The sequence below is a fragment of the Streptomyces odontomachicola genome (genome assembly GCF_039605595.1).
Lineage (GTDB): Bacteria > Actinomycetota > Actinomycetes > Streptomycetales > Streptomycetaceae > Streptomyces.
Window position 1 is genome coordinate 14456 of the sequence record NZ_JBCFOK010000001.1, and the last position, 17987, is coordinate 32442.

Annotated in this window: 19 protein-coding genes; 9 read left to right on the top strand and 10 right to left on the bottom strand. The window is 71.0% G+C overall.

Going from position 1 to position 17987, the window contains the following annotated elements; all coding sequences use genetic code 11:
* Positions 1-160: 160 nt before the first annotated feature.
* Positions 161-868 carry a phosphatase PAP2 family protein gene (locus ABEE00_RS00070; protein ID WP_345743047.1) on the top strand — a complete coding sequence of 236 codons (708 nt, stop codon included), beginning with the start codon at positions 161-163 and terminating at the stop codon, positions 866-868.
* A 426-nt stretch (positions 869-1294) separates the two neighbouring features.
* Positions 1295-1504 (top strand): hypothetical protein, encoded by a 210-nt coding sequence (locus ABEE00_RS00080; RefSeq protein WP_345743049.1) that lies wholly within the window; start codon positions 1295-1297, stop codon positions 1502-1504.
* Positions 1505-1637: 133 nt separating this feature from the next.
* Here the strand turns inward: ABEE00_RS00080 and ABEE00_RS00085 are convergent, their stop codons facing one another.
* Positions 1638-1967, bottom strand: a complete 330-nt coding sequence (locus ABEE00_RS00085) for a metal-sensitive transcriptional regulator (protein ID WP_345743050.1) — start codon at positions 1965-1967, stop codon at positions 1638-1640.
* Positions 1968-2166: 199 nt separating this feature from the next.
* Between ABEE00_RS00085 and ABEE00_RS00090 the strand changes: the two genes are divergently transcribed.
* Together ABEE00_RS00090 and ABEE00_RS00095 are read left to right on the top strand one after the other, a co-directional pair.
* Positions 2167-2787, top strand: coding sequence for a DUF47 domain-containing protein (locus ABEE00_RS00090; protein ID WP_345743051.1), 621 nt, complete (start codon positions 2167-2169; stop codon positions 2785-2787).
* 6 nt (positions 2788-2793) lie between these two features.
* Complete coding sequence (locus ABEE00_RS00095) at positions 2794-3789, top strand: inorganic phosphate transporter (protein WP_345743052.1); 996 nt, start codon at positions 2794-2796, stop codon at positions 3787-3789.
* A gap of 100 nt (positions 3790-3889) precedes the next feature.
* Here the strand turns inward: ABEE00_RS00095 and pstB are convergent, their stop codons facing one another.
* The 4 genes from pstB to pstS all read right to left on the bottom strand — a co-directional run bounded on the left by pstB (position 3890) and on the right by pstS (position 8087).
* Positions 3890-4666 carry a phosphate ABC transporter ATP-binding protein PstB gene (pstB, locus tag ABEE00_RS00100; protein WP_345743053.1) on the bottom strand — a complete coding sequence of 259 codons (777 nt, stop codon included), beginning with the start codon at positions 4664-4666 and terminating at the stop codon, positions 3890-3892.
* 33 nt (positions 4667-4699) lie between these two features.
* The gene (gene pstA / locus ABEE00_RS00105) at positions 4700-5782 is read right to left on the bottom strand and encodes a phosphate ABC transporter permease PstA (protein ID WP_345743054.1); all 1083 of its coding nucleotides are present in this window, start codon (positions 5780-5782) and stop codon (positions 4700-4702) included.
* On the bottom strand, positions 5779-6795 hold the full coding sequence (pstC, locus tag ABEE00_RS00110; RefSeq protein WP_345743055.1) for a phosphate ABC transporter permease subunit PstC: 1017 nt from the start codon (positions 6793-6795) through the stop codon (positions 5779-5781). Before pstC ends, pstA begins: the two co-directional genes overlap by 4 nt.
* Before the next feature lie 167 nt (positions 6796-6962).
* Positions 6963-8087, bottom strand: coding sequence for a phosphate ABC transporter substrate-binding protein PstS (gene pstS, locus ABEE00_RS00115; RefSeq protein ID WP_345743056.1), 1125 nt, complete (start codon positions 8085-8087; stop codon positions 6963-6965).
* Between the two features lie 351 nt (positions 8088-8438).
* Here pstS and ABEE00_RS00120 point away from each other — a divergent pair, with 351 nt between their 5' ends.
* Both ABEE00_RS00120 and ABEE00_RS00125 read left to right on the top strand, forming a co-directional pair.
* Entirely contained in the window at positions 8439-9701 is a 1263-nt protein-coding gene (locus ABEE00_RS00120) for an NlpC/P60 family protein (RefSeq protein WP_345743057.1), read from the top strand.
* Positions 9702-9957: 256 nt separating this feature from the next.
* Entirely contained in the window at positions 9958-11421 is a 1464-nt protein-coding gene (locus ABEE00_RS00125) for a PP2C family protein-serine/threonine phosphatase (RefSeq protein ID WP_345743058.1), read from the top strand.
* An 83-nt stretch (positions 11422-11504) separates the two neighbouring features.
* On the opposite strand, the gene ABEE00_RS00130 is transcribed toward ABEE00_RS00125, so the two are convergent.
* The 3 genes from ABEE00_RS00130 to ABEE00_RS00140 all read right to left on the bottom strand — a co-directional run bounded on the left by ABEE00_RS00130 (position 11505) and on the right by ABEE00_RS00140 (position 13269).
* The gene (locus tag ABEE00_RS00130) at positions 11505-11864 is read right to left on the bottom strand and encodes a DUF2516 family protein (RefSeq protein WP_345743059.1); all 360 of its coding nucleotides are present in this window, start codon (positions 11862-11864) and stop codon (positions 11505-11507) included.
* Between the two features lie 113 nt (positions 11865-11977).
* Positions 11978-12670 carry a hypothetical protein gene (locus ABEE00_RS00135; RefSeq protein WP_345743060.1) on the bottom strand — a complete coding sequence of 231 codons (693 nt, stop codon included), beginning with the start codon at positions 12668-12670 and terminating at the stop codon, positions 11978-11980.
* Positions 12671-12756: 86 nt separating this feature from the next.
* Entirely contained in the window at positions 12757-13269 is a 513-nt protein-coding gene (locus ABEE00_RS00140; RefSeq protein ID WP_345743061.1) for a helix-turn-helix domain-containing protein, read from the bottom strand.
* Between the two features lie 132 nt (positions 13270-13401).
* Here ABEE00_RS00140 and ABEE00_RS00145 point away from each other — a divergent pair, with 132 nt between their 5' ends.
* Complete coding sequence (locus ABEE00_RS00145; RefSeq protein ID WP_345743062.1) at positions 13402-14307, top strand: LysR family transcriptional regulator; 906 nt, start codon at positions 13402-13404, stop codon at positions 14305-14307.
* Between the two features lie 78 nt (positions 14308-14385).
* On the opposite strand, the gene ABEE00_RS00150 is transcribed toward ABEE00_RS00145, so the two are convergent.
* Positions 14386-15162, bottom strand: a complete 777-nt coding sequence (locus tag ABEE00_RS00150; RefSeq protein ID WP_345743063.1) for an oxidoreductase — start codon at positions 15160-15162, stop codon at positions 14386-14388.
* A gap of 172 nt (positions 15163-15334) precedes the next feature.
* On the opposite strand from ABEE00_RS00150, the gene ABEE00_RS00155 reads away from it, so the two are divergent.
* Positions 15335-16480: a MerR family transcriptional regulator gene (locus ABEE00_RS00155; RefSeq protein WP_345743064.1), complete on the top strand. Its 1146-nt coding sequence runs from the start codon at positions 15335-15337 to the stop codon at positions 16478-16480.
* A 91-nt stretch (positions 16481-16571) separates the two neighbouring features.
* On the opposite strand, the gene ABEE00_RS00160 is transcribed toward ABEE00_RS00155, so the two are convergent.
* Positions 16572-17054: an Lrp/AsnC family transcriptional regulator gene (locus ABEE00_RS00160; protein ID WP_345743065.1), complete on the bottom strand. Its 483-nt coding sequence runs from the start codon at positions 17052-17054 to the stop codon at positions 16572-16574.
* 184 nt (positions 17055-17238) lie between these two features.
* Here ABEE00_RS00160 and ABEE00_RS00165 point away from each other — a divergent pair, with 184 nt between their 5' ends.
* Positions 17239-17880: a LysE family translocator gene (locus ABEE00_RS00165; protein ID WP_345743066.1), complete on the top strand. Its 642-nt coding sequence runs from the start codon at positions 17239-17241 to the stop codon at positions 17878-17880.
* The last annotated feature ends 107 nt before the right edge of the window (positions 17881-17987 follow it).

Below are 17987 nucleotides of genomic sequence, written 5' to 3' on the forward strand. Positions count from 1 at the left end.
TCAGGCTGTGGAACGGTGTGGAAGCGTGTGGAAGAGGAATTCCGCATCGTGTGAGCCGCGAGGGCGCAGGCCAGGCCGAGAGGCCGACGGGGGTGCCGGCAACGCAGTGGACGACTGACCTGTAGTGCGAGTGAGTAGGGCAAGCGAGGGGCGTACCGCGATGGCTGTTTGGGACAACCCTGATGTGGGCCTGCTCCGTGACATCAACGGACTGGCCAAGGCCGCCCCGACCTGGGCCGACCGGACCATGGAGTACGTCGGCGAGTACGGGATGGTGCTCGCGCTCGTCGTGCTCGGGCTCTGGGCCTGGTGGCGCGTGACGCGGCACCGCGGCACCAAGGAGGAGGCGGTCGCGGGCTTCGCCGGCCTGATGTGGGCCCCGCTCGCCGCGGTCATCGCCCTGCTCGTGAACATCCCGATAAGGGACTTCGTGGAGAGACCGCGTCCCTTCCTGGAGCACCGGGGCCTTGATGTGCTGATCAAGGGGAAGACCGACTTCTCCTTCGTCAGCGACCACTCGACGCTGGCGATGGCGCTGGCCGTCGGGATCTTCATGGTGCACAGGAAGTTCGGGCTGGTCGGGATAGTGCTGGCCGTGCTGGCCGGGTTCAGCCGGGTCTACATGGGGGTGCACTATCCGACCGATGTGGTCGGGGGGCTTGCGCTGGGGATGGCGGTGACGTTGCTGTTGGCGCCGATCGCCATGTGGCTGCTTACGCCGCTGGTGCGGGCTGTTGCGGGGTCGCCGCGGGTTGGCCGGCTCATCTGGGCCGGGCCGCGTGAGGTCGAAGGGGCCGAGGGGGCCGGGGAGTTGGACGGTGCGACGCGGGCCGCTGCGCGGGACCGGGATCGTGATCTTGTGGCTTGAGCCTCTCTGGGGCTTGCCGGTCTGAGGGGTTCGGGGCTTCGCCCCGGGCCCCTTTTTCCGGTTACGCGACCGATCCCGTGTGTTCTGCTGCGTCTTTGCGGGACTTGTCTCGGGAGCGGCGGGCCGGGGCCCGCCAGCCGCAGGCGCACTGGGCGGTCGCGAAGGCGCCCCGTTCGGAGACGGTGACCTGGTGCGTTGCCGTCGCGGACGCGGTGTCCGCCGGCTCGTGGGCTGGGGCATGCTGGTGCACGAGGTCACCGTACCGGCCGCGTCCGGCGCGGAAGTTACGCGCGGAACGCACCCCCGTGGGGGTTTGGAAAAGGGCGGCACCGGTCATCCGCCGCTCCAGGGCGAAATGGTTCGGAAGTGCCATGCGCGGAGGGTGGGCCCCTCCCTACTCTGGGGATGCGTGAGGAGGTGGTGCGTGTGCCTGGGAATGCTCGCGGTTCGCGGGGTTCGGTGGTCCAGGACCACGTGGCCCTCGCCGAGATCGAGCTGTGCGGCGAGCTGATGATCGCCGCCTCCGCCGCGGAGGCGGCCGGTGAGGAGCGGCTGAGCGTGGCGCGGATCGACGAGGTACTGCGGGGTGTGGCGGGGGAGTTGGAGGAGCACGCGCAGCGGTCCCTGCGCTCTTGAGCCGACCTCGATGACCGGATGACCAAAGGGGGAGCAGAGCGTGCCCGGGGCGGGGTCCCGGGCAGTTCCTTTTACGGACCCTCTGCCTTTTACGACCCCTCTGTCTGCTTGTGACCCCTCTGCCCGCGCGGAGCTACGTACGCAGCAGGCGGGCGATCGCGGCGGTCGCCTCCTCCACCTTCGCGTCCATCTCCTCGCCGCCCTCGCGCGCGGCGTGCGCGACGCAGTGCCGCAGGTGCTCCTCCAGAAGCTGGAGCGCGAAGGACTGCAGGGCCTTCGTGGACGCGGAGACCTGGGTGAGTATGTCGATGCAGTAGACGTCCTCGTCGACCATCCGCTGCAGGCCCCGGATCTGGCCCTCGATCCTGCGCAGCCGTTTCAGGTGCGCGTCCTTGTCCTTGCTGTAGCCGTGCTCGCCCGTGGCGGCGTGCGCGGAGCAGCAGTCGCCGGTCTCGACGGTCATCAGGGTCCTCCAGGAGGGGAGATGGGGGTGTCCCGGACATTCCGGGGATACCCCCGCTAGGTATACGGTAGCGGATTGCGCGTAGCCCGGTTCAGCGCACGCATCTCCATGGGTGACACTGGGGAACGCCGGTTCGCAGTGGCCGGATGTTGCGCCTAGCATCATCGAGACCGATTCCGAAGCACCCCGAGGATCTCCAGTGCGTTTTCGTCTGACCCCCAGGGAGACGAGCTTTTACGACATGTTCGCGGCGTCCGCGGACAACATCGTGACCGGCTCCAAGCTCCTCATGGAACTGCTCGGGGCGGATTCCTCCGCGCGCGCCGAGATCGCCGAGCGCATGCGGGCGGCGGAGCACGCCGGGGACGACGCGACTCACGCGATCTTCCACCAGCTCAACTCCTCCTTCATCACGCCGTTCGACCGCGAGGACATCTACAAGCTGGCCTCGTCGCTCGACGACATCATGGACTTCATGGAGGAGGCGGTCGATCTCGTCGTCCTGTACGAGATCGACGAGCTGCCGAAGGGCGTCGAGCAGCAGATCGAGGTGCTGGCGCGGGCGGCGGAGCTCACCGCCGAAGCGATGCCGCACCTGCGCACGATGGACAACCTCACCGAGTACTGGATCGAGGTCAACCGCCTGGAGAACCAGGCCGACCAGATCCACCGCAAGCTGCTGGCCCACATGTTCAACGGCAAGTACGACGCGATCGAGGTCATGAAGCTCAAGCAGGTCGTGGACGTGCTGGAGGAGGCGGCCGACGCCTTCGAGCACGTCGCCAACACGGTCGAGACCATCGCGGTCAAGGAGTCCTGACCCCTCGTGGACACGTTCGCGCTGATCGTGACCGTAGGGGTCGCGCTCTTCTTCACGTATACGAATGGCTTCCACGACTCGGCGAACGCGATCGCCACCTCGGTCTCCACCCGGGCGCTGACCCCGCGGGCCGCGCTCGCGATGGCCGCGGTGATGAACCTCGCCGGCGCGTTCCTGGGAAGCGGCGTCGCCAAGACCGTCAGTGAGGGTCTGATCCAGACGCCGCACGGCAGAAGCGGGATGGCGATCCTGTTCGCCGCGCTGGTCGGGGCCATCGTCTGGAACCTGATCACCTGGTACTTCGGGCTGCCGTCCTCCTCCTCGCACGCTTTGTTCGGCGGGATGGTGGGCGCGGCCCTGGCGGGCGGCATCGCGGTCTACTGGACCGGCGTGATCGAGAAGATCGTGCTGCCGATGTTCATCTCGCCGATCGTCGGGCTGCTCTTCGGCTACCTCGTGATGTGCGTCATCATGTGGATCTTCCGGAAGGCCAACCCGCACCGCGCCAAGCGGGGCTTCCGCATCGCGCAGACGGTGTCGGCCGCCGGCATGGCGCTCGGGCACGGTCTCCAGGATGCGCAGAAGACCATGGGCGTGGTGGTGATGGCGCTGACCATCGCCGATGTGCAGGACCACAACAGCATCCCGGTGTGGGTGAAGATCGCCTGTGCGGCGATGCTGTCGCTGGGTACGTACGCGGGTGGCTGGCGGATCATGCGGACGCTGGGGCGGCGCATCATCGAGCTGGATCCGCCGCAGGGGTTCGCGGCGGAGACCACGGCGGCTGGTGTGATGTACACGGCGTCGTTCATGTTCCACGCGCCGATCTCGACCACGCATGTGATCACCTCGGCGATCATGGGTGTCGGCGCGACGAAGCGGGTCTCCGCTGTCCGCTGGGGCGTGGCCAAGAACATCGTGATCGGGTGGTTCATCACGATGCCGGCGGCCGCGGTGAGCGCGGCGATCTGCCTCTACGCGATCAAACTCTTCTTCGGCTGACCGCCTGCCGCTCCGGACATGAGCGGGCCCGCCCCCCGGGAGCGGGGGCGGGCCCGTTGCCCTGGGGTGGCACCGCCATGCAGCACCCGAGGGCGGCTTCTCACCCGAAGCGGCCGGAGATGTAGTCCTCCGTGGCCTGCACCGAGGGGTTGGAGAAGATCCGCTCGGTCTCGTCGATCTCGATCAGCTTGCCCGGCTGGCCCACCGCGGAGAGGTTGAAGAACGCGGTGCGGTCCGAGACCCGCGCGGCCTGCTGCATGTTGTGCGTCACGATCACGATCGTGTACTGCGACTTCAGCTCGCCGACCAGGTCCTCGATGGCCAGCGTGGAGATCGGGTCGAGGGCCGAGCAGGGCTCGTCCATCAGCAGCACCTGGGGCTCCACCGCGATCGCGCGCGCGATGCACAGCCGCTGCTGCTGACCGCCGGAGAGGCCGGAGCCCGGCTTCTTGAGCCGGTCCTTGACCTCGTTCCACAGGTTCGCGCCCTGCAGGGACTTCTCGACGATGCCGTCGAGCTCGGACTTCTTGTAGTTGCCGTTCAGCCGCAGACCGGCCGCGACGTTCTCGTAGATCGACATGGTCGGGAACGGGTTGGCCCGCTGGAAGACCATGCCGATGGTGCGCCGCACCGCGACCGGGTCGACCCCGGAGCCGTACACGTCCTCGTTGTCGAGCATCACCTTGCCCTCGACGCGTCCGCCGGGGGTGACCTCGTGCATCCGGTTGAGGGTGCGCAGGAAGGTGGACTTGCCGCAGCCGGACGGGCCGATGAAGGCCGTCACGGAGCGGGGCTCGACGGTCATGGAGATGTCGTCGATGGCGCGGTGGTTGCCGTAGTAGGCGCTGAGGCCGCTGACGTCGATGCGCTTGGCCATGGGACAGTCACTTCTCTCTTACGTATCCCGGGCTCAGCGGCCCGAAGTCTTGGGGGCCTTCCAGCGGGCTATGCCGCGGGCGACCATGTTGAGGATCATCACGAAGGCGATCAGGGTCAGGGCCCCGGCCCAGGCGCGCTCGATGCTGGCGTCGTTGCCGAGCTTGTACTGGTTCCAGACGTACAGCGGCAGCGACTCCTGGGCCCCGTTGAAGGGGTTCGGGTTGATCAGGTCGTTGCCGAAGACCAGCAGCATGACCGGCGCGGTCTCGCCGGTGATGCGGGCGATGGCCAGCATGACGCCGGTGGTGATGCCGCCGATCGCGGTGGGCAGCACGACCTTCAGGATCGTCTTCCACTTGGGCACGCCCAGCGCCAGCGAGGCCTCGCGCAGCTCGTTCGGTACGAGCTTGAGCATCTCCTCGGTGGAGCGGACCACGATCGGCATCATCAGGATCGACAGGGCCAGCGAGCCGGCGAAGCCCGAGGGGCCGAAGCCCAGGCCCAGGTTCCAGAAGGCCAGCACGAAGAGGCCGGCGACGATCGACGGGATGCCGGTCATCACGTCCACGAAGAAGGTGACGGCGGCCGCGAGCTTCCCGCGCCCGTACTCCACCAGGTAGACGGCCGTGAGCAGGCCGATCGGCGCGGAGATCAGGGTGGCGATGCCGACCTGCTCCAGGGTGCCGAGCAGCGCGTGGTAGACGCCGCCGCCCTGCTCCAGGTTGGTCATGCCGCCCATGGAGTGGCTGAGGAAGTACCCGTCCAGCAGGCCCGAGCCGCGGGCGATGGTGGTCCAGGCGAGCGAGACCAGCGGGATGACCGCGACCAGGAAGCAGACCCAGACGATGCTGGTGGCCACCCGGTCCCTGGCCTGCCGGCGCCCCTCGACCGCGCTGGTGATCACGTACGAGCCGGCCACGAAGAGCACGGCGGCGAGCAGGCCCCACTGGACCCGGCTCTGCCAGCCCGCCGCCATCCCGATGCCGACGCCGAGCGCGGCGGACGCCAGCGCGACGGCGAAGGGGGACCAGCGCGGCATGCGCCGGTGCGCGAGCGGCGCCGAGGGCGGCGGGGTCGCGGCGCTCTGCGGCTTTTCCATCACTGCGTTGCTCATGCGTTGGCCCCCGAGAACTCCTTGCGGCGGGCGATGATCAGGCGGGCCGCTCCGTTGACCAGCAGGGTGATCACGAACAGCACGAGGCCCGAGGCGATCAGCGCGTCCCGGCCGAACTCGTTGGCCTCGTTGAACTTCGCTGCGATGTTCTGCGCGAAGGTGCCGCCGCCCGGGTCGAGCAGGCTCTTGACGATGGTGAAGCTGGGGGAGAGGACCGTGGCCACGGCCATGGTCTCGCCGAGCGCGCGGCCCAGGCCCAGCATCGACGCGGAGATGATGCCGGAGCGGCCGAAGGGCAGCACCGACATGCGGATGACCTCCCAGCGGGTCGCGCCCAGCGCGAGCGCGGCCTCCTCGACCGACTTCGGCGCCTGGAGGAAGACCTCGCGGGTCACGTTGGTGATGATCGGCAGGATCATGATCGCCAGCAGCACGCCCACCGTGAACAGCGAGCGCGAGGGGCTGCCCGGCGAGTCCATGTCGAAGATGACGGTCCAGCCGAGGTAGGTGTCCATCCACGAGGTGAGCCCGTTCAGATAGGGCACCAGGAAGAGGGCGCCCCACAGGCCGTAGATGATCGAGGGCACCGCGGCCAGCAGGTCGATCACGTACGCCAGCGGCATGGCGAGCTTGCGCGGCGCGTAGTGCGAGATGAACAGGGCGATGCCGATGGCCACCGGCACGGCGATCACCATCGCGATCACCGAGCTGACCACGGTGCCGAAGACCAGCACGCCGATACCGAAGGCCGGCGGGCTGCCCTCCGGGTTCCACTGGAACGCGGTCAGGAAGTTGACCGAGTCCTGGGAGACGGCCAGGTACGCGCGGTAGCTCAGGAACACGGCGATGGCCGCCATGATGACCAGCAAGGTCAGGCCCGAGCCGCGGGAGAGGCCGAGGAAGATCTTGTCTCCGGGGTGTACCGCCTTGCCCTTCATGGGCGGCGCGTCGTCCGCGCCTCCGCGCCCGTCCGTCGGCGGTGGCGGTGCTTCCGAAGTGGGTGTTATGTCCATGGTGTCTCCGGTCTGGATGGGGACTCATCCCCTGGCGGCGGTGCACCGGATGCGTTGCGGTGAAGCTGGGGACGTGGAGCCGTGGGAGAGCCGGAGCAGGGCTTGCGCGCCGCGGCGGCCGGCCCCGTACCCCTGCGCGGGGTGAGCGGGGCCGGCCTGCGGCTGGGTCAGCCGAGCTCCGGGATGGTCTTGCGGACCTTCTCGGCGATGCTGTCCGGCAGCGGCGCGTAGCCGAGCTCGGAGAGGGCGCTCTGGCCCTCCTTGCTCGCGGTGTAGTTGAGGAAGGACTTGGTCGCGGCGAGGGTGTCCTTCTTGTTGCCCTTGTCGCAGGCGATCTCGTACGTGACGAGCATCAGCGGGTAGGCGCCCTCGCTCTTGGTCTTGTAGTCGAGGTCCAGGGCCAGGTCCTTGTCCTTGCCCTTGACCTCGGCGTCCGCGATGGCCTTGGAGGCGTTCTCCGAGGTGGCCTCGACGGGCTGCTTGGCGCCGGTGTCCAGCTTCACCTTGCTGAGGCTGTTGGCGTCCGCGTACGAGAGCTCGAAGTAGCCGATGGCGCCCTCGGTCTGCTTGACCTGCTGCGCCACGCCGGCGGAGCCGGAGGCCGACTGGCCGCCCTTGGCGGGCCAGGACTTGCCGTCCTCGTACTTCCAGTCCTGCGGCGCCGCGTCGCCCAGGTACTTGCCCAGGTTCTGGGTGGTGCCGGACTCGTCGGAGCGGTGGAAGGCCTGGATGTCCTTGGCGGGCAGGTTCGCCTTCGGGTTCAGCTTCTTGATCGCCGGGTCGTTCCACTTCTTGATCTTCGAGTCGAAGATCTTGGCGAGCGTCGGCGCGTCCAGGACCAGGTCCTTCACGCCGGAGAGGTTGTAGGAGACCGCGATCGGACCGCCGACCATCGGGAGGTTCACGCCCTGGCCCGACTTGCAGACCTTCTTGGACTCGGCGACCTCGTCGGGCTTCAGCGCGGAGTCGGAGCCGGCGAAGGCGGTGGTGCCCTGCAGCCACTCCTGGATGCCGCCGCCGGAGCCGATGTCCTTGTAGTTGATCTGGGTGCCCTTGCAGGCGGCCTCGTAGTTCTTCTTCCAGAGGTCGACGGCGTTCTTCTGCGCGGTCGACCCCGAGGCGAGGAGCTTGCCCTTGCCCTCGCACTTGATGTTCTTGGCGGCCTGGGCCGTCGAGCTGTTGGGGTTCTGCGCGTTGTTGTCCGAGCCACAGGCGGTGAGTACCAGGGCGCCGGAGACCGCGACCGCGCCGAAAGCGAGGGCGCGAAGCCGGTTCGTGCGCTGAGACATCACTTGCGTTCCGTTTCCTTCCTGGGCCCGCCGGTGGGGACGGCGTGCGTGAGGTTTGGGCGGGAACCCTTGTCGGGTCCCCTCGGGTGAGCGGTGGTGAGTGGCCTCGCCGAGGGCTCGGCACGCTCTGGGTAAGCCTGAAATTAGGCAGATCAGGTGAAGCGGCCGACGGGTGCGAATGAACGCGTGGTGAACCCCTGCGGTCGGGCCGGTGGCTCCGGCGCGGCCCTGTTGATTTCGGAGAGTGCGTGGCACCATCCGCTGCGTCGACCCCGCGGAGCCGCGCTCCCGCGGGGCCGCGGAGCTCAGCGGACGGGCAGAGAAGCTGACCGAGGCGCCAGGGGGTGGCTGCGGGTGACAGTGCCGGGGAACGAGCTGGGGAACGATCCGGACGGGAACGCGCGTACGAGGCTGGGCGAGGGACCGGGCAGGGGCTCGCGTACGGAGTCGGGCGGTGGCTCGCGTACGGAGCAGGCCGGTGGTTCGCGTACGCGGCAGGCCGGGGCGCAGCGCGGGGAATCGCGTACGGGGCGGGCCGCGGCGCAGGACAGGGGACCGCTCCGGGCGTCCGCGCACGGGAAGCGGGGCGCGCTGGTCCTGCTCTGCGCGCTCGGGATGCTGGCGGCGCCGGGAGCGGGAGGCGCGTACGCGGCGCCGAACCCGGATCAGGGGAAGCCGGACACCCGGAAGCTCGAGGCGGTCCGCAAGAAGATCGAGCGGCTGCACGACCGCGCCGAGTCCGCGACCGAGGCGTACAACGGCGCCCAGGAGCGGACCGAGCGGCAGCAGAAGGAGATCGTCCGGCTGGCCCGGAAGATCGACTCCGCGCAGCGCAGGCTGGACCGGATGAACCGGACGGCGGGCGCGATGGCCCGCGCCCAGTACCGCAGCGGCGGCATGCCCCAGGAGGCGCAGGTCGTGCTCCGCAAGGATCCCGAGGCGTTCCTGAACGACGCGATGGTCGTCCGCAAGGGGCAGCAGGCGGCCAAGGGCTTCATCACCACGCTGACCGGCACGCGGAACTCGCTCCAGCGGTACGCGAAGGACGCGAGCGGCGAATACCGGAAGCTGGAGGCCGAGCGGAAGCGGAAGGCCGCGGCGAAGAAGCGGATCGAGCGGGACCTGCGGGACGCCGAGAAGATCGAGTCCCGGCTCGCCGCCTCGGAGAAGGCCGAGCTGCGCCGTATGGAGGACGAGGCCGCGTACCAGCGCCAGGCGAAGTGGCTGAAGTCCGGCGTGCTCAAGGAGATCGACGGAAAGGCCACCAAGGCGGGCAAGAAGGCCATCGCGTACGCCACGAACCAGATCGGCAAGGACTACGAGTGGGGCGCCGAGGGCCCGAAGACCTTCGACTGCTCGGGCCTCACGCTGCGCGCCTGGCAGGCCGCGGGCCACGAGATACCGCGTACCTCACAGGAGCAGTGGCGGCAGCTCAAGCGGGTGCCGCTGAAGAAGATGCGCCCCGGCGACCTCATCATCTACAAGCACGACGCCAGCCACGTCGGCATGTACGTCGGCGACGGCGCCATGGTGAACGCGCCCAGGACCGGCCGGCAGATCAGGATCGAGGGCGCGGGCGCGCTGCCCATCCTCGGGGTGGTGCGGCCGGACGCGTGAGCCGCCGCACGGCGTGGGGCACGGGTGAGCTTCCTCATGCGCGCCGGGCCCCGTACTCCCCCGTACCCGGCGAACTCGCCCCGGTGCGACGGCATATGACGCCCGGGGTTTCCGGTGAGGCATTCCGTACGTGCGTACGAGGACGCTAGGGTCCTCCCCAGCCCGGAACGCGGCGTCCGACCAGCGCACGTGCCGGGCCGGCCGGGTGCCGTCCGGCGCCCGCCATGCCCTCGGGGGGAGGGGAAAGGAAGCGACCATGCCCGTAAGCGTGCAGGCGGCCGGGAAGCGCGGTCCGGACGCCGCGCGCTCCGCACACGGCGGCGCGCTGACCCTGCTGGTGATCGAGGACGATCCCACGGGGGCGAGCAGCGTGCCCGAACTGCTGGGCGCGACGGGCACCTCGGGCATCACCGACGGCGGCGCCACCGGCAGGGAGCGCATCAGGGTGCGCACCGCCCGCAATCTCACCGAGGCCGAGCGCCTGCTCACCGACGACGTGCACTGCATCCTGCTCGACCTGGCCCTGCTGCCGGGCGCCACCTCCGGCGTACCGGAGTCCAACGAGGCGCCGCCGCCCGCGCCCTCCTCGGGCGAGGAACCCCCCGAGGGCGAGCCGGAGTTGCCCGCCGAGCTGGAGATGCTGCGCCGGGTGCTGCGGCTGGCCCCGCGGCACGCGGTGCTCGCGCTCACCGACGGCGAGGACGCGGAGCGCGCGGCTGCCGCGGTGCGGGTCGGCGCGCAGGACTACCTCTTCCGCGACGAGCTGGACGGCCGCATCCTGGGCCGCGCCGTGCGCTACGCGGTCGAGCGCAAGCGCTCCGACCTGGCACAGCGGCAGCTCACCGAGTCCCGCATGCGCGCACAGGAGAACGCCAGGCTGGAGCGCGGGCTGCTGCCGACGCCGCTGCTGCACGGGAGCGGGCTGCGGTTCGCGGCGCGCTACCGCCCGGGGCGCTCCCGCGCGCTGCTCGGCGGCGACTTCTACGACGCGGTGCGCACGTCCGACGGCACCGTGCACGCGATGATCGGCGACGTGTGCGGGCACGGTCCCGACGAGGCCGCGCTCGGGGTCGAACTCCGCATCGCCTGGCGCGCGTTGACCTTCGCCGGGCTGTGCGGGGACGAGCTGCTGGGCACTCTGCAGCAGGTGCTGGAGCACGAGCGGTCCAGTGAGGAGATCTTCGCGACGCTGTGCACCATCGACATCGCGCCCGACGCGCGCAGCGCCGGGGTGTGCCTGGCCGGGCACCCCTCGCCGCTGTTCAGCCCGCGCAACGGCGCGCGCCCGCGGCTGCTCCCGTGCGACGAGGGCGGCCCCGCGCTGGGGCTGCTGCCGACGGCCCGCTGGCCCCGCCGCCAGGTCGAACTGGGCAGCTCCTGGGGCCTGTTGATGTACACCGACGGCCTGATCGAAGGCTACGACGGCACGGGTACGGAGGCCGGGGACGGGGCGCACGGGGACGGCTCGTACGGGAATGGCTCGTACGGGGACGGCGCGGGCTCCTCGCGTGAGCGGGAACGCGAGCGCGAACGGGAACGCGAGCGGGAGCGCCGTCGCGGCCGGCTCGGCCAGGAGGGCATGACCGAGATCGTCGGCGGGCTGCTGGCGGACGGCGTACGAGGGGAGGCGCTGCTCGACGGCACGCTCTCCGAGGTGCGGCGGCTGAACGACGGCGAGCTCACGGACGATGTCGCGGTGCTGCTGCTGGCGCGGGGCTGAGCTTCCCTCGCGGGGCGAACCGGTGAGTCGGCTCAGCCGGCGAAGCCGCTCAGGCGGTGAAGGGGCTCAGCCGGTGAATCGGCTCAGCCGTTGAAGGGGCCGTACGGGCCGTCGCTGCTGCTGCCGCCCCTGCGGCGCGGGCCGCGGCCGCCCGAGACGTGCCGGAGCGCGGGGCGCACGTCCACGATGTAGACGATCGTGGCGACGAGGCCGGCGAGCTGGAGGATGAAGGCGAAGCCGCCCAGGATGCCGTACATCGCCAGGACGTTCACCGCCGTGGTGATGCCGAGGATGGTCAGCCAGAAGGGCTTGGTCTGCTTGTCCGCCGCGCGGTAGGCGTCCTCGCGCCGGAACGCCGAGTCGATCAGCGCGAAGGCGGCGAGGCAGAGCAGCACGACATAGATGACCAGCCAGGCTCCGGTCATGAAGTTTGCCGCCAGCATGCTTGCTCACATCCCGTTTCGTGTGCGTGGTCGCCGTCTCCGACCGTCACCGTACCCGGACAACGGTCCGGGCACGCCAGGCGTGCCCGGACCGCACCGCTGAGGCGTCGGGGTCAGGAGCCCGACTCGTCCGGCTTCTGCGCCGACTTCTTCGCGGCGCCGGTGCTGCCGGTGCTGCCCGAGCCGCTCGTGCTGCCGCTGCCGGTGCTCGACTTGCGGGTGGTGCTGCCGCCGGCGGTCTTCTTGGCGGCCGAGGCCGTCTTGGGCTCCGACTTCGTACCGCTCGCGGAGTCCGCCTTGGTGCCGTTCTCGGCCTTCGTACCGTTCTCGGCCTTGGTCTCGCTCTTGGAGGTCGAGGTGCTGGTCGAGGTGCCGTTGCCCGAGGTGGACTTCGGCGGCTCGGCCACCTTCACCGGCTCGCGCTCGACGGTGACCTCGGTGCGCTGCTCCTCCTCGCCGCGCCAGGACTTCACCGCGCCGCGGCCGCGCTCGGCCAGCTCGTCGTAGGTCTCGCGGGCCTTGACCGCGTACTCGGCGACCAGCCCGACGCCCTGCAGCGCGTAGTGCTGGGTCTGCTCGCGCAGCTTCTTGATGTCGGTGTCGATGCTGCCGAGCGCCTCGCTGACCTTGGCCTGGGTGTCCTTGGCCTGCTGGCTCACCCGGGACTGCAGCTCCTTGGGGTCGGTCTCCCGCACGGCGGCGATGCGCGCCGGAGCCTCCTCGCGGATCTTGTCGAAGAGCCCGGCGGCCGCGTAGAGCGGCGTCGGGTCGGTGATGGTCTTGCGGATGTCGTCGGTGATGGCCATGAGGGTCCCCTCCCACAGGTGGGCCGGTTGCGTACGTGGTGGTGAAGCTGTGCTGCGGTACGGGGCGGTGCGGGGCGCCGTGCGCGTCACCGCGTGCCCGCGTCCCCCGTGCCGCCGTCCCCCTTGGCTTCGTCGTCCTTGACGTCTCCCTTGACGTCGTTTCCGGGGCTGCCGTTCACGGAATCGCCCGATATGCCGTCCTCGGCGCGGTCCGTGCCGTCCGTGCCATCCGTCGCCGGACCCGCAGACGAGGCGCCGTTCTCCTTGCGGAAGGAGTCGTAGATCTGGAGCAGCGCCTGCTTCTGCTGATCGTTGATCGAGGAGTCGGCGAGGATCGCGGCCGGCACCTGGAGCAGGTCGGCGCGGTCGCGCTCGTCGAGGATCCCGGCCTGCACGTACAGCGTCTCGGCGGAGATGCGCAGCGCCTTGGCGAGCTGCTGGAGGATGTCCGCGCTCGGCTTGCGCAGCCCCCGCTCGATCTGGCTGAGGTACGGATTGGACACCCCGGCGGCGTCGGCGAGCTGCCGCAGCGACAGCTTGGCGTTCTGCCGCTGCTCGCGCAGGAACTCACCGAGGTTGCCGACGTTCAGGGAAGCCATGCGTCCCAGAGTGCCGCGCCCCGCTAACTTTTGCAAGCGACCTGCTTGCAAAAGGCGCGCCCTCTCCGCGGTCCGCGCGGGAATCTCCTCCGGCGGCCCCGGGTTGCCGCTGCAGAGAGGTGGCGGGAGCGGATGAGTCTTCGTCAGTACGAGTACGCCCTGGCCGTTGCCGAGGAGGGCTCGGTCACGGCGGCCGCCGAGCGGCTGCGGGTGGCCCAGCCGTCGATGTCGCAGCAGATCCGCGGGCTGGAGCGGGAGCTCGGCGTGCGGCTCTTCGCGCGCACACCGGGCGGGCTGGTGCCCACCGTGGTGGGCCGCGCGTTCCTGCGCGAGGCCGAGGTCGCGGTGAAGGCGGCGCGGCGTGCGCGAGCCACGGCGCGGGCCGGCGCCGACGAGCTGACCGGCGAATTGGTGGTCTCGGTCCAGATGGGCTTCGGCACACGGCAGTTGCCCGGCGCGCTGGGCGCGCTGCGCCGCCGTTTCCCGCGCCTGGAGGTCACCGTCTTCGAGGAGCCGAGCGCCGCCGAACTGGACCGGCTGTGCCGCCGCGGCGCGCTCGACCTCGCCCTGATGGCCGCCTGCGAGCAGAGCCCGGCCGACGCCCACCACCTGGGCGACGAGGAGTTCGTCGTGGTGCTGGGCGCCGGACATCCGCAACTGCGGGCCGAGCGCGTCGAGTTGGGCGCACTGGCGGGGGAGTCGTGGGTGCGGTTCGACCGTGACAGCGCGCTCGACGCCGTACTGGTGCACGCGCTGCGGGAGGCCGATCCCGAACCCGTCACGGTCGCCCGGGTCTCCCAGGCGGCGACCGCCGTGCGCTGGGCGGCCCAGGGCCTGGGCGCGACGCTCGTCCCCGCCTCGGCGGTGCCGGACGATCACGGGCACCTGATGCGCCCGGTGGCCGCGCCCGTGTTCCAGCCCGTCATCGCGGTCGTACGGCGCGATGCGGGACCCGGCGAGACGGCCCTGCTCGAATTCCTGCGGGAGGAGAACTGGTCCGGGGCGGCGTCCCCCGCCCTTTCCGCGCCGGGCAATTGAGATGCGGCGGGGGCGGGGCTGGGGCTTGCGGTCGAATTCCGGGTTCCGATGGTCCGGGATTTCGGAATTCCGCCTGCGTCACCCCCTGGGGAATTCCCCGCCGTCCACGTGGAGATTGCTTCCGGTCAGCCAGTCGGCGCGGTCCGACACGAGGAACAGCACCGCGTCCGCGATGTCGTCCGGCCGGCCGTAGCGGCCCAGCGGGGTGGTGCTGTCGGGCGCGGGGCCCGGGGCGGCCGTGGTCACGCGCGCCCACTCCTCGCGCGTCGCCTCGCCGCCGGGGGTGGCGACCCTGCCGGGGCTCACGACGTTGACCCTGACGCCGGAGGGCGCCAGCTCGGCGGCCAGCCCGCGGCTGTAGTTCTCCAGTGCCGCCTTCGCCGCGCTGTAGTGCAGGAACGGCCCCATCGGTGTGAGCACGGCGGCCGAGGAGATGTGCACGATCCGCCCCGTGCCGCGCTCCCGCATGCCCGGCGCCAGCAGCGTGTCCAGCCGTACGGACGACAGGAAGTTCAGCTCCAGCGCGTCCTGCCACTCCTCGCCGGGGATGTCGGCCGCGCTCTTGTACGGGGTCGCCCCGCCGGCGTTGTGCACCAGGATGTCCACCCCGCCGAACCGCTCCCGCACCGCCTCGGCGACCGCCTCGGCCCCGGCTCGCGTCCGTACGTCGGCCGCCACGAATTCCGCGCCCTCCGGCGCCCCGCTCGCCGCGGACCTCGCGGTCGTCAGCACCTCGGCGCCCGCGTCCAGGAGCTGCCGCACGACGGCCGCGCCGATTCCGCGGGAACCGCCCGTGACGAGGGCCCGCTTTCCCACGAGTCCCTGTTTTTCCGTCCCGTTCTTCGTCGTGGTCATTCTTTCCGTCCCCTCGATCGCGTAATTCTTCGGCTCGATGGAAAGAACCGTACGTACGGAAAAGAGCGCGCGGCAAAGACGAAAAGTCAGCACCCTGTATAGGAAACCCCTATACCCCGAGTCCCGCGCCCCCGTTGACCCTCCCCTTAGGGGAAGCCTCAGGGTGAGGGGCATGGGAGGGAGCGGCGTGGGCGGCGAGTTGGTGACCATCGGGGTGTTCGCGCGGGCCGCGGGGCTCTCGGCGAAGGCACTGCGGCTGTACGACGAACTGGGCCTGCTGGAGCCCGCGCACACCGACCCCGCGAGCGGCTACCGCTACTACGTACCGGCGCAGTTGGAACGCGCCCGGCTCGTCGCGTGGCTGCGGCGGCTCGGCATGCCGCTGGCCCGCGTCCGCGAGGTGGCGGCGCTCGGGCCCGGCGAGGCGGCGCGCGAGGTGCGGGCCTACTGGGCGCGTACCGAGCGCGAGGTGGCCGCGCGCCGGGACCTCGCGGCGTTCCTCGTGGAGCAGTTGGAGGCGGCGGGGGAGGCGGAGGAGGCGGAGATGGCAGGTGTCATGCACGGACGGGTGGGTCCCGGGCTGGTGCTGCGGTACGCCGCGCTGACCGACGCCGGCCTGGTGCGGGAGAGCAACCAGGACGCGGCGTACGCGGGTTCGCGGCTGCTGGCCGTGGCCGACGGGTACGGCGGGGGCGGCGGGCACGCGAGCACGGCGGCCGTCGCGGCGCTGCGCGCGCTGGAGTCGCGGAGCATCCCGGCGGGCGGCGTGCTGAACGCGCTGGAGGAGGCCGTCGCCGGCGCGGGCCGGGCCGTACGGGAGGGGGCGTCGGGCGGCACGACGCTCACCGCGCTGCTGTGGACCGGCGACGGACTGGCCCTGGCACACATCGGGGACACCCGCGCCTACCTGCTGCGGGACGGCGAACTCCGGCAGATCACCCACGACCACACCCTCGTGCAGGCCCTGGTGGACGAGGGCCGGATCACCCCGGAGGAGGCCGAGTCGCACCCTCAACGCGCGCTGCTGGCACGGGCGTTGACCAGCGACGAGGGCGGTGCTGGCGGTGCGGGCGGCGCGGGTGGTGCCGGCGGTGCGGCGCCGGATCTGCGGTTGCAGGACGCCCGCGCAGGTGACCGCTATCTGCTGTGCTCGGACGGGCTCTCCGCCGTGCTGGCCGACGCGGAGATCCACCGCCTCGCCGCCACGGCCGACGGCCCCGACGCCGCGGTCCGCGCCCTGGTGGACACGGCACGCCGCGCGGGCGGCCCGGACAACGTGAGCGCGGTCGTGGGCGACGTACTGCCCGGAGACCCTTAGGGGGAGGCGCCCTTAAGGGACAGTGCCCCTAAGGGCCAGTGCCCCTAAGGGTGGGGGCCCTTAGGGGACATGCCCTAAGGGCTCGGGTCCCCTACGTCCGTGGCGGGACCGGCAGTTGGACCTCGCGTTCCGCCGACTCGAAGATCAGGATCGTCTGTACGTGCGCCACCTCGGGCCTGCTGGTGAAGCCGTCCAGGATCAGCCGCTGGAGATGCCCCTGGTCGGGCACGGCGACGTGGACCACGAAGTCCTCGGGCCCCGCCACGTGGTAGAGCGCGACGGTCTCCGGCTGACCGAGCACGAAGGCGCGGAAGGGTCCCACCAGGTCCCGGGTGTGCACCCGCATCCGCACCTGGAGGAACGCGTGCAGCGGCCGCCCCAGCGCCGCCGGGTCCACGACGGCGCGCACCGCGCGGATGACCCCGCGCCGCAGCAGCGCGCGCACCCGCTGGAGCGCGGTCGAGGGCGCCACGCCGACCCGCGCCGCGAGGTCCTTGTTCGGCACCCGCGCGTCGTTCTGCAGATGCTCCAGGATCGCCAGGTCTACCGAATCCAGTTCGGTGTTCTCCGCCATCACCGCGCTCCGGTTCGCCGCTCGTTGTACGCCGCCGAAGGTGCGGCGACAGTACGAGTGTCCCGCGCCGCGCGGTTCCCCGTAGCCCGGGGAGCCCTCCGGGGGGAGTGCGGCGCGGGCGAATCGTCACCGGGGAACCGCCGGGAACCGTCACCGGGGAATTCCAGAACGTTCGGGGGTACCGATGCAGCACCTGCCCGCCTTCTTCGCCGCCTCGGCGGCCTCGCTGGTCATACCGGGCCCCGACTTCGTCCTGGTCACCCGGCACAGCCTGACCCGCGGCAGCGGTCCCGCGCTGGCCACGGCCGCGGGCGTCGTCGGCGGGCTCACCGTGCACGCGGGGCTGGCCGTCGCCGGGGTAGCGGCCCTGCTGGCCGCGCTGCCCGAGGCGCTGACGGTGCTGCGGCTGGCCGGAGCGGCGTACCTGATCACCCTGGGCGTGCTGGCCCTCCGCTCCCGTGGCGGGAAGGGGCTGGTGACGACGGACCCCGAGGAGGCGCAGGAGCAGCCGGCGCAGAGGGGGCTCCGCGGCCCCTTCGTACAGGGGCTGCTGAACAACCTCCTCAACCCCAAGGCCGTCGTGTTCTTCGTCGCGCTGCTGCCCACCTTCGTCTCGCCCGGCGGCTCGGCCGCGGGCCAGACCGCGCTGCTCGCCGCGACGGTGATCGCCATGGCGGCGCTGTGGTGGTCGCTCTACATCGCGCTGCTCGGCCGCCTCGGCCGCAGTTGGAAGGCGCTGCGCAGCCCGCGCGCCGACCGCGTGGTCACCAAGGGCAGCGGGGCCGCGCTGATCGCGGTCGGCGCGGGCATCAGCGTCTCGGCGTGAGGGCTCCGCCCCTAGGGGCTCAGCCCTTGAGGGAACAGGCCCTAGGGGACCAGCACCTAGGGGTCGGCACCTAAGGGGTCGGCACCTAGGGAAGCCGCCCTAGGGGC

Excerpts from the sequence above, each read along its gene's own strand:
- ABEE00_RS00070 (WP_345743047.1), top strand. The coding sequence starts at position 161 with ATGGCTGTTTGGGACAACCCTGATGTGGGCCTGCTCCGTGACATCAAC.
- ABEE00_RS00085 (WP_345743050.1), bottom strand. The coding sequence starts at position 1,967 with ATGACCGTCGAGACCGGCGACTGCTGCTCCGCGCACGCCGCCACGGGC.
- pstB (WP_345743053.1), bottom strand. The coding sequence starts at position 4,666 with ATGGCCAAGCGCATCGACGTCAGCGGCCTCAGCGCCTACTACGGCAAC.
- pstA (WP_345743054.1), bottom strand. The coding sequence starts at position 5,782 with ATGAGCAACGCAGTGATGGAAAAGCCGCAGAGCGCCGCGACCCCGCCG.
- pstC (WP_345743055.1), bottom strand. The coding sequence starts at position 6,795 with ATGGACATAACACCCACTTCGGAAGCACCGCCACCGCCGACGGACGGG.
- ABEE00_RS00125 (WP_345743058.1), top strand. The coding sequence starts at position 9,958 with ATGCCCGTAAGCGTGCAGGCGGCCGGGAAGCGCGGTCCGGACGCCGCG.
- ABEE00_RS00130 (WP_345743059.1), bottom strand. The coding sequence starts at position 11,864 with ATGCTGGCGGCAAACTTCATGACCGGAGCCTGGCTGGTCATCTATGTC.
- ABEE00_RS00135 (WP_345743060.1), bottom strand. The coding sequence starts at position 12,670 with ATGGCCATCACCGACGACATCCGCAAGACCATCACCGACCCGACGCCG.
- ABEE00_RS00140 (WP_345743061.1), bottom strand. The coding sequence starts at position 13,269 with ATGGCTTCCCTGAACGTCGGCAACCTCGGTGAGTTCCTGCGCGAGCAG.
- ABEE00_RS00145 (WP_345743062.1), top strand. The coding sequence starts at position 13,402 with ATGAGTCTTCGTCAGTACGAGTACGCCCTGGCCGTTGCCGAGGAGGGC.
- ABEE00_RS00150 (WP_345743063.1), bottom strand. The coding sequence starts at position 15,162 with ATGACCACGACGAAGAACGGGACGGAAAAACAGGGACTCGTGGGAAAG.
- ABEE00_RS00155 (WP_345743064.1), top strand. The coding sequence starts at position 15,335 with ATGGGAGGGAGCGGCGTGGGCGGCGAGTTGGTGACCATCGGGGTGTTC.
- ABEE00_RS00160 (WP_345743065.1), bottom strand. The coding sequence starts at position 17,054 with ATGGCGGAGAACACCGAACTGGATTCGGTAGACCTGGCGATCCTGGAG.
- ABEE00_RS00165 (WP_345743066.1), top strand. The coding sequence starts at position 17,239 with ATGCAGCACCTGCCCGCCTTCTTCGCCGCCTCGGCGGCCTCGCTGGTC.